Genomic DNA, 14,495 nt, shown 5'->3' with positions numbered 1-14,495 from the left:
GCATAGGCAGGAATCATTCATTTCTTGGCAGCGCCAAGATCCCCGCATAAGCGGGGATAATATAGAGCATAGAGACATCAAAAGATTTTAAAAATTGAACAATGGTCTTACGGATGGCTGATACGATTATCTTCCGCTTTTGCGTCCCTTTAACCCTTTGAGCTTTTTTATCCTTGCAGGAGCGATAACGGCATTACGAGCCGGTTTTTTAACTTTTGCAGCTTTGGTTCCTTTTTTAGAAATACTTTTCCGCAGTTTGGCGATCTGTTTTTTTTCAAATTTGTTCAATGCGGTTTGTAGCGATTTGCTTTTGGCATCGATATTTTTCTGTAACTGGTTTTCGATCTCGCCAGCCACTTTGGCATAGGTCGCTGCCTGCGTTTCAGCTATCTTGGCTTTCATTAAACGCGCTTTACGCAGCAGCTTGGTTTTATGGGCTCTACCCAGCTTGCGTATTTTCTTGAGCGCAGCCCGCAACTTGTTGCGGCTCTGTGCTTCCTTGCGCTGCAAGGTCCGCACCTGTTTTTTCAGTTTCTTCAATAATACCTTGTCGCTTTTCACAGCCATGTGATAGGGACTCCCTTTGCCAACAAAAAAGTTAGAAAGCTCTTTCCTGAATATCCTGAAGTAAAACCGGTTTTACGGTTGTCATATTATGATTTAAATGGGAAGCGGTATTTTCCACGACATTAATAGCGTCGAGCAAGGAAATTAAATCCTGAACTTTTTTGGTATGATTTTCCTTTTCCATTTTCAACGAGGAATTTTCCTGATTCAAACGTTGAACTTCATTACGTAAATCTTCCACTTCGGAAAGCAGTGTCATCATTTTTTCTTCTAACTTTTGCAGCAAATTTTCAGTCATGCTCAACTTCCTTCTTCATTATGTCCAATTAATGCAAAATACGAGGGTATATCATAGTATAAGTTTTATTGAATAGTAAATTCTTTTCCTTAAACAAAACAAGTCGCAAAAAAGTAAAATTGCTTTTTGTGATTTCATCACACCAACGGATTATCAGGCATAAATGCAACCGGTGCATTTATGTCATCTTCTTTTAAAAAAGTAGCCTGGAATGGGTAAGACACTTCTACCATGCGATAGCCGGCAAGGATTGACTGTAACGCTGGTGCATATACTTTTCGCGTAATAAAAATCGTATTTTCCGGTTTGCTTTTTATGATAGGCCAGGCTTTTTCAAGCGCCTCTGCGGCTTGTTTTTTTCTGTCGCCTTTTATGCCATAGGCGGTGTAATCAGGCGGCAATTGTAAATAAAAACTTAATTTGGCTTCGGCATCTAACGAGACGATGCGCCAGCTATCCCATGGTTTGATTTTGCCGGCTTCTTCCTTCAGCGCAGTTGCAAACCTGTCTGGACCAAACACCAGATAATAGCCTGTTTGCAGTATGTCTAGTGTTAAAAACAGCAAAAGAAACACGGTAACTATCCAGCCCGCTGACCATAACCGCCGCTTTACTGCATTGGCTGCGTCTGATAATAGCCAATCAGCTGTGAAGAGAACAGCAAAGGGTACAATGGGCAATATATAATAACTGCGGCGTGAACCGCTCAATGTAAAAAATAAAAATAGCAGCAACAGTGTCCACGCGATCCAGCGGGAAGAATTTGACATCGTTTTCCAGCGTGATTTCAACGTAAACAAAGCGGGGATGAAGAAAAGGGTCCATGGTAGCAAATAAATGGGGAGGTAGAGAAAATAGGTATAAATCGGCCCCTTGTGATCAAAAGGCTGGAAATATCGCAATATGTTTTCGCGGTAAACCAGATACAATCCATTTTGTCCGTAAGATTCGCCGCCAAAATAACTGGATGCCCAGAATGGAAATAAATAAATCATCATGGCTGGAATCAACGCGATAAAAAGAGGCGGACGCAAATGCTGCTTCCAGGATTTTTGCATGCACATATCCACCAAAACAGCAATCGACGGGACAATCATGCCCACCAGTCCTTTGCATAAAGCCGTTAACGCAACAATCGTAAAGAAAATAAAATAGGCAAAAAAGCCCGCGTTTTCCCGCTTCTCGAAATACCAGGCGACTGCGCAAACAGAGCCAGTGAGGTTCAGCATGTCGGCGCTGCTGGTGCGGGCCCAAAATACAAAATAAAATGTCGTCAGCAGCAACCAGCCGGCCAGTAATCCTAACTGTCTGTCTCTGAGTTTGGCTCCCAGACGATAGACTGCCCAGAGCGCCAGTAATCCGGCAAGCGCAGAAGGCAAACGCAGCTCCCAGGTAGTCAGTGCACCCGTCAGCTTGGCAACAGCAGCGATGAACCAATAGGAGAGCAAAGGTTTATCATAGTAACGCAGCTTGCCCAGGTAAGGATGCAGAAAATCATTTCTATAAAACATCCCAAAAACGATGTCTGCCCAGCGATGTTCCTGCGTCCATAATTCTCGTGCGCCCAAAAGGGTGAAAAGCAAAAGTAGAGCTGCGATGAGTAAATAGCTGAATCTGCCGCGATGACCCCATAAAAACTCTGCCATGCTAGATTGTTTCATCATGCTTGTCTGACCTGCCAAATCTCAAAAAAGGGGTTAAATTATACGCAGAGATAGCAAAAAATTATAGACAAATCAGCACCTATGGAATATAAGTTTACACAATTCCTCCAACTTTTCAGGGCGCTGTATTGTCTCAAAAAAAGCGACTCGAACCGCCTGTATCAGTTGAAAAAGCGTATTAACCTGCGAAAATGTCTGTTCAAATCAAGGGGGCTATCATGTTCAAAGGAAGTATGGTCGCATTAGTAACACCCATGCATGACGATGGAAGCATCGACAAAAAAGCACTGGAAGACCTGGTGGAATGGCATATTGAATCCAAAACTGACGCCATTATTGTCGCAGGCACGACTGGAGAATCCGCAACGCTAAACCATGATGAACAATCTGACCTGATCGCGCGCGTCGTGAAACAAGTAGCCAAACGTATTCCCGTCATTGCCGGAACCGGTACTAATGCGACACAAACTACCCTGACTCTTTCTGAAAATGCCAAACGGGCTGGCGCAGATGCCTGCCTGATTGTAACACCTTATTATAATAAGCCGACCCAAAATGGTTTATATCAGCATTATAAAACCATCGCTGAAAAAATCGCGCTCCCTGTCATTTTATATAATGTCCCCGGACGGACCTCCTGTGACATGCTGCCGGAAACCGTTGAGCGGCTTTCAAAAATTAAAAATATTATTGGCATCAAGGAAGCCACTGGCAAAGTGGAAAGAACGAAGGAAATTCTCTCCCGCTGTGATAAAACATTTGCAGTTTACAGTGGCGATGACGCAACAGCGTTAGACTTGATGCAGCAGGGAGCCCGTGGCGTCATCTCTGTGACTGCCAATATTGCGCCCTTAAAAATGCACGAAATGTGTCAAGCCGCATTGAATGGCAATCGCATGCTGGCAGAAAAAATTAATGCAGAACTCATGCTGCTACATACACGCCTGTTTCTTGAATCTAACCCTATTCCCGCCAAATGGGCTCTTCATGCCATGGGTAAAATTTCCTTAGGCATACGCCTACCTTTATTACCACTGGACAGCAAGTACCACCACGAGGTAAAAGAGGCCATGCAAAATGCAGGAGTAAAATAAAATATGAGCTTGCTCGGACGTCTTTTCATACTATTGTTATTGCCTATTTTTCTGATCGGCTGTTCTTCTATTCCTAAGCCTTCTTTTATTCAATACCGTGACAAACACTATTTATCTGCCAGAAGCATTCCTCCGCTCAAAATGCCGCCGGGTATTTCATCGGATGCGTTCCAGAATCGTTATCCAATCCCGGATCGAAATTATCCTGAGAGCGCTAAAACAGTGAGCATTGAGCCACCGGGTCTGTAACGCGCAGATACAGCTCATTCATTCTTAACTTCTTCTTATAATTAAAAACGAGGAGTTTTTTATGTTTTCAGGTCATGAGATAGATAACCAAGATAACAATTCAGAGGCTGACGTTACCGCGTGGATTGAAAGTGTTTTCACGCCTGACGTTATTCAGTCTATGCCCCAGCCATTACCGCCAAACAACTTGTACACGAATCAACTTCAGCTGTCTCAAGAAACGCCTGTAGCTGTTGTAAACACGGCCAATCCAAATAACAAAAAAAGAAAGGCGCCCAATTTACATGGAGATCCAGATGAAGAAGATCTCATGGAAAATATTAAAAGTTTAAAATCTGAGGTAGGGAAATTGCGAGCCAATCTGGAAGAGGAAAAAGAGGCAAGAATACAACTGGAGAACAATCTTTCGCAAACCAAGGACACCGTCAACCTCTTGCTGAAGACACTTCATACAAAACAGCAGGACATAAATACTTTGGAAAGAAAAATCAATGAAATCGTCATCTATTTCAACGCGCTTGCTAGAGAGGTGCAAGTTCTTGATTTATGCACGCCTAAAATCTTTGCGCCCACAATGCCCCACCCTAGTACTCTATCGCAACCTGGTAGACAGCCCAGCGAAAACCAGAACCTGAAACGGCAACAAGAACCTGTTAAAAATCTTTCACCTTCTCCAAGGGTTTTGCACGTGGCCGACAAGCAGCCGACGCAGGAGACTCAAAATCCAAGCGCCCTGCAGTTCTTCCCAGTGCAACAAGCCGCCACTTCCAAGCCGCCAACCAGAAGGGAAATATCGCATTCTCCTCCGCAATCTTCTGTGCCTACACAGGGTATTCAGTATTTCCAGTTCCCTGTATCCAATCTTCGCCGTGAGGATCCAGCCCCTCAACATGTGCCTGCTCAAGTATATAATTCATTTAAGAGTTGAAAGACTAGAAAGAAAAGTCAGAGTCAGTATAATTCAAGCTACCTTATTGGAGAGGTACCGAAGCGGTCATAACGGCGCCGACTCGAAATCGGATGGGGAGTTTATACTCCCACGAGGGTTCGAATCCCTCCCTCTCCGCTGATTAAAGCTTAAAGCCGATTTCTTTAAGGCGGGCCCAACCATGGAAAAAATTGATCATCTCATTCATGCCAAATGGATCATCACTTGCGAAGAAGCACAAGCGCTTTTGGAAAATCATGCCTTAGCCATCCGGGATGACAAAATCCTAGCAATTTTACCGAGCAAAGACGCGGAAAGAAAATATCAGGCAACCTCCGTGCATCATTACTCCTCCCATGCGGTTATGCCCGGCTTGATTAATAGCCACACGCATCTCGCTATGAATGCATTTCGTGGTCTTGCGGATGATCTGGATTTAATGGATTGGCTGAATCATTATATCTGGCCATCGGAAAGCAAATGGGTTAGCCAGGAACTCGTGTATGATGCCTCCCTGCTCGCGATGGGTGAAATGATTCGCGGCGGTATCACCTGCTTTAATGACATGTATTTTTTTATGGGCGCCACAGCGGAAGCGGCTGATTTATCGGGTCTACGCGCTCATATCGGTATGACCATTATCGATGTTCCCACCGCCTGGGCAAAAACGCCCGAAGAATACTTCGCAAAAGCGCTGGAATTTTATCATCAGTATAAAGATAAAAAACGCATCACGCCCACGCTTGCGCCCCATTCCACTTATACTGTTTCTACTGAGCATCTGATAAAAGCAAAAGAAATTGCTGATACGCACCGGTTGAAAATCAATATTCATTTACAGGAAGCACCAGCAGAAATTCAGCAATCCCTGGAAAAATACCACAAGCGTCCGCTCGAACGCCTACAGGAAATTGGCATGGCTTCGCCTGATCTTATCGCTATTCACATGACGCAAGTTAATGACAACGACTTTGATATCCTCCAAAAGACCAAGCCCAGCATCGTGCACTGCCCTGAATCGAACATGAAGCTCGTCTGCGGCGGCTGTCCCGTGGAAAAACTGACGCGCCTCGGTATCAATGTCGCACTGGGTACGGATGGTGCCGCCAGCAATAATGACCTTGATATGTTTAGCGAAATGCGAACCGCGGCCTTGCTTGGCAAGACGGTCGCAAATGACCCCAAGGCGGTTTCAGCAGAAAAGGTAATCAAAATGGCCACCCTTAACGGTGCAAAAGCCTTGGGTATTGACCACCTTACCGGCTCATTGGCCCCAGGCAAAGCAGCCGACTTGATCGCCATTGATCTGGAGCAGATTGAAACACTCCCTCTTTATCACCCCATTTCGCAAATTGTCTATGCAAGCTCGCGTTATCAGGTCGCCCATGTCTGGGTGGCGGGTAAACAGCTCCTGAAAAATCGCGAGTTACTGACTTTAAATGAAAAAGAATTGTTAAATAAAGCACAATATTGGGGCAAAAAGATAAAAAATTCGGTATAATTCCGCGCCGGAATGGACAGTGTTTGCACACCTAAAGGTGGAATGTCACGCTATTTGTCCTCCCTCGCCCCTGGGGGGAATGACACCGTTAAAATAAGTCCATAATGAATTTAGTTAACTATTTTCGAGGAAATAATCATGCCAAATGAAAGAACATTATCCATCATTAAGCCCGATGCGGTTGCAAAAAATTTGATCGGCGAAATCATTAGCCGTTTCGAAAAAGGCGGGTTACGCATTGCTGCCGCGAAAATGATGCACCTTTCCAAAACACAAGCTGAGCAATTCTACGCCGTACATAAAGAACGTCCTTTTTTCGCTGCGCTAGTCAATTTCATGAGCTCAGGCCCGGTTCTGGTTCAGGTGCTGGAAGGAGAAAACGCCATTGCATTGAACAGGCAAATCATGGGTGCGACCAATCCCAAAGACGCAGCCCCCGGTACCATTCGCGCCGACTTTGCCGAATCCATCGACCATAATGCTGTTCATGGTTCTGATGCAGCGGACACTGCAAAACAGGAAATCGCCTTTTTCTTTAAACCGGAAGAAATCTTTGCGCATGTACCAGAAAGCGAACTTGCTTAAAGATTAAAAAACAGGCTCCGTTCATGCGGGGCCTGAAACGAGAAAAGCCATGCAAATATCGCCCACCGCTAAAATCAATTTACTTGGTCTTGACCGCAAAGCCATGCAGGATTTTTTTGTCAGCATGGGTGAAAAACCTTATCGTGCAGATCAGATTTTAAAATGGATCCATTTTAATGGCGTGCAGGATTTCCACGCCATGACAAACATCAGCAAGGTATTACGCGAACGGCTTGCTGAAACAGCCGAAATCAGCGTACCCCAGGTCATTTATGAAAAGGCAGCCAGTGACGGTACCTATAAATGGCTATTAAGGTTAAGCGACGGCAACTGCATCGAAACGGTATTTATACCGGAAAAAACGCGTGGCACACTTTGTATTTCCTCACAGGTAGGCTGTATTCTCAACTGCGATTTCTGTTCTACTGGCAAACAAGGGTTTAATCGCAATTTAAGCACAGCCGAAATTATTAGTCAGTTGTGGATTGCAGTTCGCAAGCTTTCACAACTCGATGGCGTGCATGACCATGCTGTCACCAATGTGGTCATGATGGGCATGGGTGAACCGCTGCTGAATTTTGATAATGTCGTGCCTGCCCTTCACCTTATGCTGGACGATTTCGCCTACGGGCTTTCCAAGCGGCGAGTCACGGTAAGCACAGCGGGTGTGGTACCTGCCATGCATCAGCTGCGCGCAGTAAGCGACGTTGCGCTGGCCGTTTCACTGCATGCTCCGAATGATGAATTACGCAATAAACTGGTACCGCTCAATAAAAAATATCCACTCCGTGAATTAATGGCCGTCTGCAGGGAATACTTCAAGGATGACAACCGGCGCTCCATTACCATGGAATATGTCATGCTGGCAGGCGTCAATGACCAGCCTGAACATGCGAGACAACTTATTCGCATTCTCGAAGGCGTGCGGGCTAAAATGAATCTGATTCCTTTTAACCCTTTTCCTCATACCCCCTATCAGCGCTCTGACAACGATACCATTCTGCATTTCAGAGATATATTACTGAAAGCAGGCATAAACACTACCATCCGCCGCACCCGGGGCGATGACATTGACGCCGCTTGCGGCCAGCTGGTTGGCCAGGTAAAAGACCGTACTCGCAGGCAGGAGCGGTATTTGCGCGGAAAAGCAAAGGTTTCTAAAGAAATGATTGGCGTAACCAGCTGAACGGCATACAATTTAGTATATATTAAACAGTCTAACGGGTATCTTTTACTCAGAAAAAGCGAAAGCGTTTATCTAACTGTGTAACTCGTTTGTCATCCAGACTTCACTGGGATAATACAGTTAAATAAATAAACACTATCGAAAAGACACCAGACTGGTTTAATATTGGACAAATTTTTAATAACAGATCTTTCTCAACAAACAAGGACAGTGACGTTCTATGACAAACGAAACTCAAGAAACGCAAACGACCGAACATAAGCCTATTCCTTTTGGAAACCGCTTGAAGTCTGCTCGTGAAGCACTTGGACTTGAACGCAAGGATGCAGCAGCCCAATTACGCTTGAGCGAAAAAATTATAACCATGCTTGAGAAAGACAAATATCCTGCTGAGATACCACCCACCTTTATTCGCGGCTATATTCGCGCTTACGGGAAATTGCTGCAGATCCCCGAGTATGAGATCACAAAAGCCATCGAGCCCATGATCCCCAAAGTCACCGTACCAGAAAGCGTGCCTACGATAAAACCGGCCCTGTCCGAACTGTCAGAGCCGCTTACCAGCAGCAACTACTTTGTCCAGCTTTTTACTTATCTTGTCATCTTTACCATACTGGGGCTCGCAGGAATCTGGTGGTATACTAAATCATCGAAACCAGCCGCCACCCCTCCTGCTATCGAAAACCCGGTTCGCATCATTGTTAACAAACCGACTAATGCACCAACCGTGACAGAATCACTTCCTGCAACGGCTTCATCGGTCAGCCCTGTGGCAAATCAGGCAACGGATAATAATGCTTTACCCTCACCGTCTTCTCAGGCTGTTGTCGCTGCACCACCCTCTACTAGCGCCAACCCGGCTGAATCCGTTTCCCATCCGCCCCTTGCCGGTAATTCTGCCGCCCAGACAAATGCCGGACAGGAACAGTCCGCTGCTCCGCATGAGACCGGTTCTGCAACCAACGATCAACAACCCGCGCAGGTAGCTGCGAGTACCAAAAAACAACCAGAAAAAGCAGAGATGAATACCGTAGAAGATAATACGGAAGAAGGGGCTGAACTGGGTGCAGAACCTTCTTCGGGTCTAGAAAGCAATAACACCGAAACGACCAGCGAAGACGCTGAATAAAGGAGAAAAGAGTGGCTGAAATGATCCAGGCCGTGCGCGGCATGAATGATATTCTTCCGCCGGAGACCTTACTCTGGCATCACGTAGAAAATACAATGCGAAGAATCTTTCAAGGGCACGGTTACCATGAAATACGTTTCCCTATTCTGGAAAAAACCGAACTTTTTAAACGTTCCATCGGCGAAATTACCGATATCGTTGAAAAAGAAATGTATACCTTCCTTGATCGGAATGAGGAAAGCCTGACTTTACGTCCTGAAGGGACAGCTTCGTGCGTGCGTGCCGGCATTCAACATGGGCTCTTTTATAATCAAATTCAGCGGCTCTGGTATTCGGGCCCTTTTTTCCGTTACGAACGCCCGCAAAAAGGCCGGTATCGCCAGTTTCATCAATGCTCAGCCGAAGTATTTGGCCTGGAAGGACCGGATATCGATGCTGAACTAATTATGATGTCTGCCTTGGTGCTTGAAAAGCTTGGCCTGAAATCGTTTGTTAAATTGCAGATAAATTCATTAGGCACACTGGAATCACGTAAGGCATATCGCCAGCATCTCGTCCAATATTTTGAGAAAAACAAGCACCAACTCGATGAAGATAGTTTAAGGCGGCTAGACAAAAATCCGCTTCGTATTTTGGACAGTAAAAATCCTGACATGCAAAAACTGATTGGCAGCGCTCCCAAGCTCATTGATCATCTCGATCAAGCCGCTTATGAACATTTCGAAAAACTGCATGAATATTTAAGTCATGCAGGCATCGCTTTTGAAGTCAACCCCTTTCTCGTCCGCGGACTGGATTATTACTCTAAAACCGTTTTTGAATGGGTCACCGATAAACTGGGTGCCCAAGGCACTCTCTGTGCCGGCGGCCGTTATGATACGCTTGTAGAACAATTAGGCGGCAAAGCAACCCCTGCCATTGGTTTTTCTTTTGGCATGGAACGCACGGTTCTGCTGCTACAGCAAGCCGGATTTAACCATCGGGCTGAAGCCGCACTGCACGCTTATCTCATTACAGACAGCGATGAATCCTTTGCAGCAGGTCTTAAACTAGCCAATTATTTGCGCAGCAAAGTGCCCAGCTTGCGTCTCCAGCTGCATTGCGGCGGCGGAAGCCTGAAAAATCAATTTAAAAAAGCAGACAAAAGCGGCGCCCAATATGCCATTATCATTGGCGAGCATGAGCGCAAGACCCGTTCTGTATCGCTTAAAACCCTGCGTGAGGACTTGCCACAGCATACCATGCATCAGGATGAACTAGCAGAATACTTGAGATTAAATATTTCGAAGAAGTAAGGCATTCCCTCTTAGAAAGAAATCTGCTTTAATACAAAGCCGAATGGTAAAGCGCCAGCGGTTTCCGCTGACATACGTGACGGGTGTTCTTAGAGGGGAATCGGAATACTCTCCTCTCAGTGCAATCAAGTACAAGCTCGGCTTGTGCGAAGCATATAAACAACTTAAGGGATCCCTGCATTAAGCGGGAACCAGCAGCTGAGGATTTTTCCCTTGACTGAGTATTTGACTGAACAAGAACAAATTGAGATCGTAAAGAACTGGATTAAGCAGTATGCGCTGGTCATCATCACCGGTGTCATCATTGCTGCCATCGGCATCTCCGGATGGCGCTATTGGCAGCAACGGCAGGCAAAAATATTGCGCCACGCTTCTGCTGTTTACGATGAAATGTTGACCAAGCGCGCCCAGAATAACGTTGAAGCAACGCAAGTGCAGGCTAAGAAGCTATTCAGCCATTATCCTAAAACCATTTATGGTCAAATGGCTGCTTTTATGCTGGCACGCGATGCTGTGCTCAAGAAAAACTATCAAGAAGCCGAAAAACAGCTTAACTGGGTTTTAGATCATAATGACACTGCCGCTTTCAGGCAAATTGCACGCATCCGCCTGGCACGGGTTCTCATTGCTGACCAGAAACCGGAAGAAGCCATTAAGGTCCTGCAAAAAACAGATGATAAAAGCTTCAACGGCCTCACCGAAGAAGTCAAAGGTGATGCTTATCTTGCCATGAAAAACACTAGCATGGCACGCCAAGCGTACCAGCAGGCTTTATCTCAATTGCCCAATGCTGAAGTGATACGGCCTTTATTACAAATGAAATACGATAACCTGATAACAAACAAGACGAGCCAAGCTTAAACGCTCACGTATTTCGGAATGAATAAAAACATTAATCCATTTAACCCATGATAATCCGAGCTCTTATGTATGCGTAACCTATCAATAAAAAATTTTCTCCTGATTGCCTTGATGTTCTTCCTTACTGCCTGCAGCGGCTTCTTCGATAAAGACAATACGCCAGATCCCAAACCGCTTTCGCATTTCACGCCTGAAATTAAACCCGTTCGCCTGTGGTCTGCCAGAGCAGGCTCGGGAATTGGCGACGATTATTTAAAAATGAGTCCAGGCATAGGCGAAACCGCCATTTTCACTGCCAGTGCAAGCGGTGCAGTGACTTCCATTGATAAAACAAGCGGACGCAAAAACTGGCAGGTCTATACACGTTATCCCCTGACTACCGGCCCCGGCGTGGGTAATGGTATTATTGTGGTAGGCAGCCGCCAGGGAGATGTTATCGCCCTGCAGCAAGCAAATGGCCAGGAACGCTGGCGAACAACCGTGCCGGGTGCCATTTTCGCTACACCTGCAGTAGACCGCGATATGGTCATTATCAAAACCATTGATGGTTACACGCGCGCCCTCTCTGCAACCGATGGAAGTGAACGTTGGTCATTCCAACAGGTGGAACCCAACCTGATCCTGCGCGGATCCAGTGCACCTCTGATCCAAGACCGAAGTGTCATTGTCGGCTATGCCAACGGCAATCTTGCCAAACTCACGCTGGGCGATGGACAGTTGTTATGGATGCAGCCCATTGCCATTCCGGAAGGCGCCTTTGCCATCCAGCGTATGATCGATATTGATGCCGACCCCGTTGTTTTTGAACATCGTATTTATGCTGCCACTTATCAGGGTAAAATAGCTTCACTCGACTGGGGAAGCGGCAGAACGCTTTGGACACATGATATTTCTTCTTATACAGGCATGACGGCGGATGCCAATGCCATCTACATTTCAGACGCAAAAAGTTATATCTGGTCTTTTAACGCTGAAAGCGGAGGCGTCAACTGGCGTCAGACAGATCTTGAACATCGCGGAGTAACAGGGCCTGCAACGCTGCGAAATTATATTATCGTCGGTGACAGCAAAGGTTTCCTGCACTGGCTAGATAAACGTGATGGGCGTTTTGTAGCGCGTGATTACGTTGGCGCCATGAATGCTGCACCCATTGTTGAGAATAACGTGTTGTACGTGTTAACCAATAGCGGCTATTTAGTTGCTTATACATTGAGCTGACCATGTTACCTGTTGTTGCTATTGTAGGCCGGCCCAATGTCGGCAAATCAACCCTGTTTAACCGGCTGACGCGCACGCGTGACGCGCTGATTTCTGCTTATCCCGGTACAACCCGCGATAGGCAGTATGGTGAAGTTGAACTTGAATCCCGACGTTTTATTCTCATTGATACAGGCGGTATTACAGAAGAAACGGATGAAGTAGGCAAGCTCATCACGCATCAGGCAACGCAAGCCATCGAAGACGCAGACAAAATTCTTTTTCTTATTGATGGGCAAGCAGGCGTGACGCCAGAAGATAAAATGATAGCAGAAATGCTGCGGCGCACGGGAAAACCCATTTATCTTGCTGTGAATAAAACGGAAGGACAAGACCCCGCGCTTAGCGTTGCTGAGGCTTATGAGTTGGGGATGGAAGCGCCGATTGCCATTGCTGCAGTGCATGGCTCCGGAATCGCGCGTCTGATTGAACAGCTCTTTCCTGATGTAATGGAAGAGCAACCTGCAGAAACAGAAGAAGCTGTTTCCGCGATAAAGCTGGCTATTGTCGGCCGCCCTAACGTTGGCAAATCAACGCTGACTAACCGATTACTCGGCGAAGAACGCGTCATTGTGCATGATATGCCTGGTACCACGCGCGACAGTATTTTTATTCCACTGGAACGTTTTGATAAACATTACACGCTCATCGATACCGCTGGCATTCGCAAACGAAAGAAAATTTCTGAAGTGCCAGAAAAATTTTCAGTGGTAAAAACATTGCAGGCCATTGAAAACGCGAATGTTGTGCTTTATGTGATTGATGCGCGCATTGGCGTCTCTGAACAGGATATGAAGCTATTAGGCTTTGTGCTGGATTGCGGCAAAGCACTGGTCATTGCCATTAACAAATGGGATGGCATGACAGAAGAAGCACGTGAACACGCGCGAGCCACCATTGATAGACATCTAGATTTTGTGCGTTTCGCCCGAGTGCACTTCATCTCGGCACTCCATGGCTCTGGTGTTGGCAATTTGTTTGATTCTATCGATGAAGCATACGAATCAGCTACCAAAAAACTGTCAACGCCCATATTAACGCGGCTGTTGGAAAAAGCATTAGTGACTCACTCACCTCCGCTCGTGCACGGGCACCGCGTAAAATTGCGTTACGCACATCCAGGCGGGCACAATCCGCCTACGATTGTTATTCACGGCAATCGCGTTAATGCCCTGCCCGATAGTTATAAACGTTTTCTCGCCAATTATTTTCAGACAAAATTGAAATTATACGGCACACCGGTCAAAGTGGAATTCAAATCCAGTGAAAACCCCTTTGCCGGCAAAAAACGCTAATATCGCTAATGATTAATCTCTGAAGTTAACGAACTGCAGTGGTATGGCGACCTTTGCCTCACGCAACAGGGCGATCACCGCTTGTAAATCATCGCGCTTTTTGCCTGTCACGCGAACCTGGTCGCCTTGAATGGCAGCTTGCACCTTTAGCCCTGACTCTTTGATCAGCTTAGTCAGTTTTTTTGCATTCTCCGCATCAATGCCCTGCTTTACTTCGATTACCTGTTTTGCTTCATTCAAGCTGGTGCTCACGTCCTTATAATGCAACGAGCGGATATCCACCTGCCGTTTTGCCAACTTATTACGCAATATTTCATCCACCTGCTTTAATTGAAAATCCGTTGGCGCAATCATGGTAATTTTGTCTTTATTAAGCTCAAGCCGTGCATTGGTATCTTTAAAATCAAAACGGGTCGTTATTTCACGATTAGCCTGGTCAACTGCATTAGTAATTTCATGTTGATCTATGTTGGAAACAATATCAAACGATGGCATTGCTTTTTCTCCCTACATTTTGACTAAAACTCAGTCGATCTAATTTATCATGATCACGGGAATAATGGCGATATTCTTGATCTTACTTCGC

General features: G+C 45.9%; 15 protein-coding genes and 1 tRNA gene. 12 read left to right on the top strand and 4 right to left on the bottom strand.

Annotated features, from left to right (window positions below; genetic code table 11):
• Nucleotides 1–126: 126 nt before the first annotated feature.
• The 3 genes from AQUSIP_RS03665 to AQUSIP_RS03655 form a co-directional block, all read right to left on the bottom strand.
• Nucleotides 127–567: a hypothetical protein gene (locus AQUSIP_RS03665; protein ID WP_114834160.1), complete on the bottom strand. Its 441-nt coding sequence runs from the start codon at nucleotides 565–567 to the stop codon at nucleotides 127–129.
• A gap of 31 nt (nucleotides 568–598) precedes the next feature.
• Entirely contained in the window at nucleotides 599–865 is a 267-nt protein-coding gene (locus AQUSIP_RS03660) for a hypothetical protein (protein WP_114834159.1), read from the bottom strand.
• A gap of 137 nt (nucleotides 866–1,002) precedes the next feature.
• Entirely contained in the window at nucleotides 1,003–2,529 is a 1,527-nt protein-coding gene (locus tag AQUSIP_RS03655; RefSeq protein WP_114834158.1) for an ArnT family glycosyltransferase, read from the bottom strand.
• A gap of 218 nt (nucleotides 2,530–2,747) precedes the next feature.
• Between AQUSIP_RS03655 and dapA the strand changes: the two genes are divergently transcribed.
• The 12 genes from dapA (at nucleotide 2,748) to der (ending at nucleotide 13,909) form a co-directional block, all read left to right on the top strand.
• Nucleotides 2,748–3,623: a 4-hydroxy-tetrahydrodipicolinate synthase gene (gene dapA / locus AQUSIP_RS03650; protein WP_114834157.1), complete on the top strand. Its 876-nt coding sequence runs from the start codon at nucleotides 2,748–2,750 to the stop codon at nucleotides 3,621–3,623.
• A gap of 3 nt (nucleotides 3,624–3,626) precedes the next feature.
• Nucleotides 3,627–3,872: a hypothetical protein gene (locus tag AQUSIP_RS03645; RefSeq protein WP_114834156.1), complete on the top strand. Its 246-nt coding sequence runs from the start codon at nucleotides 3,627–3,629 to the stop codon at nucleotides 3,870–3,872.
• A 61-nt stretch (nucleotides 3,873–3,933) separates the two neighbouring features.
• Nucleotides 3,934–4,800 (top strand): hypothetical protein, encoded by an 867-nt coding sequence (locus AQUSIP_RS03640; protein ID WP_114834155.1) that lies wholly within the window; start codon nucleotides 3,934–3,936, stop codon nucleotides 4,798–4,800.
• Nucleotides 4,801–4,848: 48 nt separating this feature from the next.
• A tRNA-Ser gene (locus tag AQUSIP_RS03635) sits at nucleotides 4,849–4,938 on the top strand.
• A gap of 43 nt (nucleotides 4,939–4,981) precedes the next feature.
• Nucleotides 4,982–6,301 (top strand): TRZ/ATZ family hydrolase, encoded by a 1,320-nt coding sequence (locus tag AQUSIP_RS03630; RefSeq protein WP_114834154.1) that lies wholly within the window; start codon nucleotides 4,982–4,984, stop codon nucleotides 6,299–6,301.
• A 138-nt stretch (nucleotides 6,302–6,439) separates the two neighbouring features.
• Nucleotides 6,440–6,886 carry a nucleoside-diphosphate kinase gene (gene ndk / locus AQUSIP_RS03625; protein WP_114834153.1) on the top strand — a complete coding sequence of 149 codons (447 nt, stop codon included), beginning with the start codon at nucleotides 6,440–6,442 and terminating at the stop codon, nucleotides 6,884–6,886.
• Nucleotides 6,887–6,935: 49 nt separating this feature from the next.
• Complete coding sequence (gene rlmN / locus AQUSIP_RS03620) at nucleotides 6,936–8,072, top strand: dual-specificity RNA methyltransferase RlmN (protein ID WP_114834152.1); 1,137 nt, start codon at nucleotides 6,936–6,938, stop codon at nucleotides 8,070–8,072.
• Nucleotides 8,073–8,292: 220 nt separating this feature from the next.
• Nucleotides 8,293–9,201: a helix-turn-helix domain-containing protein gene (locus AQUSIP_RS03615; RefSeq protein ID WP_114834151.1), complete on the top strand. Its 909-nt coding sequence runs from the start codon at nucleotides 8,293–8,295 to the stop codon at nucleotides 9,199–9,201.
• Nucleotides 9,202–9,212: 11 nt separating this feature from the next.
• A complete protein-coding gene (gene hisS / locus AQUSIP_RS03610; protein WP_172621966.1) occupies nucleotides 9,213–10,496 on the top strand; it encodes a histidine--tRNA ligase in 1,284 nt (427 codons plus the stop codon).
• Between the two features lie 213 nt (nucleotides 10,497–10,709).
• Nucleotides 10,710–11,357: a YfgM family protein gene (locus AQUSIP_RS03605; RefSeq protein ID WP_170131778.1), complete on the top strand. Its 648-nt coding sequence runs from the start codon at nucleotides 10,710–10,712 to the stop codon at nucleotides 11,355–11,357.
• 69 nt (nucleotides 11,358–11,426) lie between these two features.
• Nucleotides 11,427–12,575, top strand: coding sequence for an outer membrane protein assembly factor BamB (bamB, locus tag AQUSIP_RS03600; protein WP_114834149.1), 1,149 nt, complete (start codon nucleotides 11,427–11,429; stop codon nucleotides 12,573–12,575).
• A gap of 2 nt (nucleotides 12,576–12,577) precedes the next feature.
• The gene (gene der, locus AQUSIP_RS03595) at nucleotides 12,578–13,909 is read left to right on the top strand and encodes a ribosome biogenesis GTPase Der (RefSeq protein ID WP_114834148.1); all 1,332 of its coding nucleotides are present in this window, start codon (nucleotides 12,578–12,580) and stop codon (nucleotides 13,907–13,909) included.
• A 12-nt stretch (nucleotides 13,910–13,921) separates the two neighbouring features.
• Here der and AQUSIP_RS03590 read toward each other — a convergent pair whose 3' ends face one another.
• Nucleotides 13,922–14,404 carry a YajQ family cyclic di-GMP-binding protein gene (locus tag AQUSIP_RS03590; RefSeq protein WP_114834147.1) on the bottom strand — a complete coding sequence of 161 codons (483 nt, stop codon included), beginning with the start codon at nucleotides 14,402–14,404 and terminating at the stop codon, nucleotides 13,922–13,924.
• Between the last annotated feature and the right edge of the window lie 91 nt (nucleotides 14,405–14,495).

The sequence above is a fragment of the Aquicella lusitana genome (assembly GCF_902459475.1).
GTDB lineage: Bacteria > Pseudomonadota > Gammaproteobacteria > DSM-16500 > DSM-16500 > Aquicella > Aquicella lusitana.
This window is presented reverse-complemented; position numbering and strand designations above follow the sequence as displayed.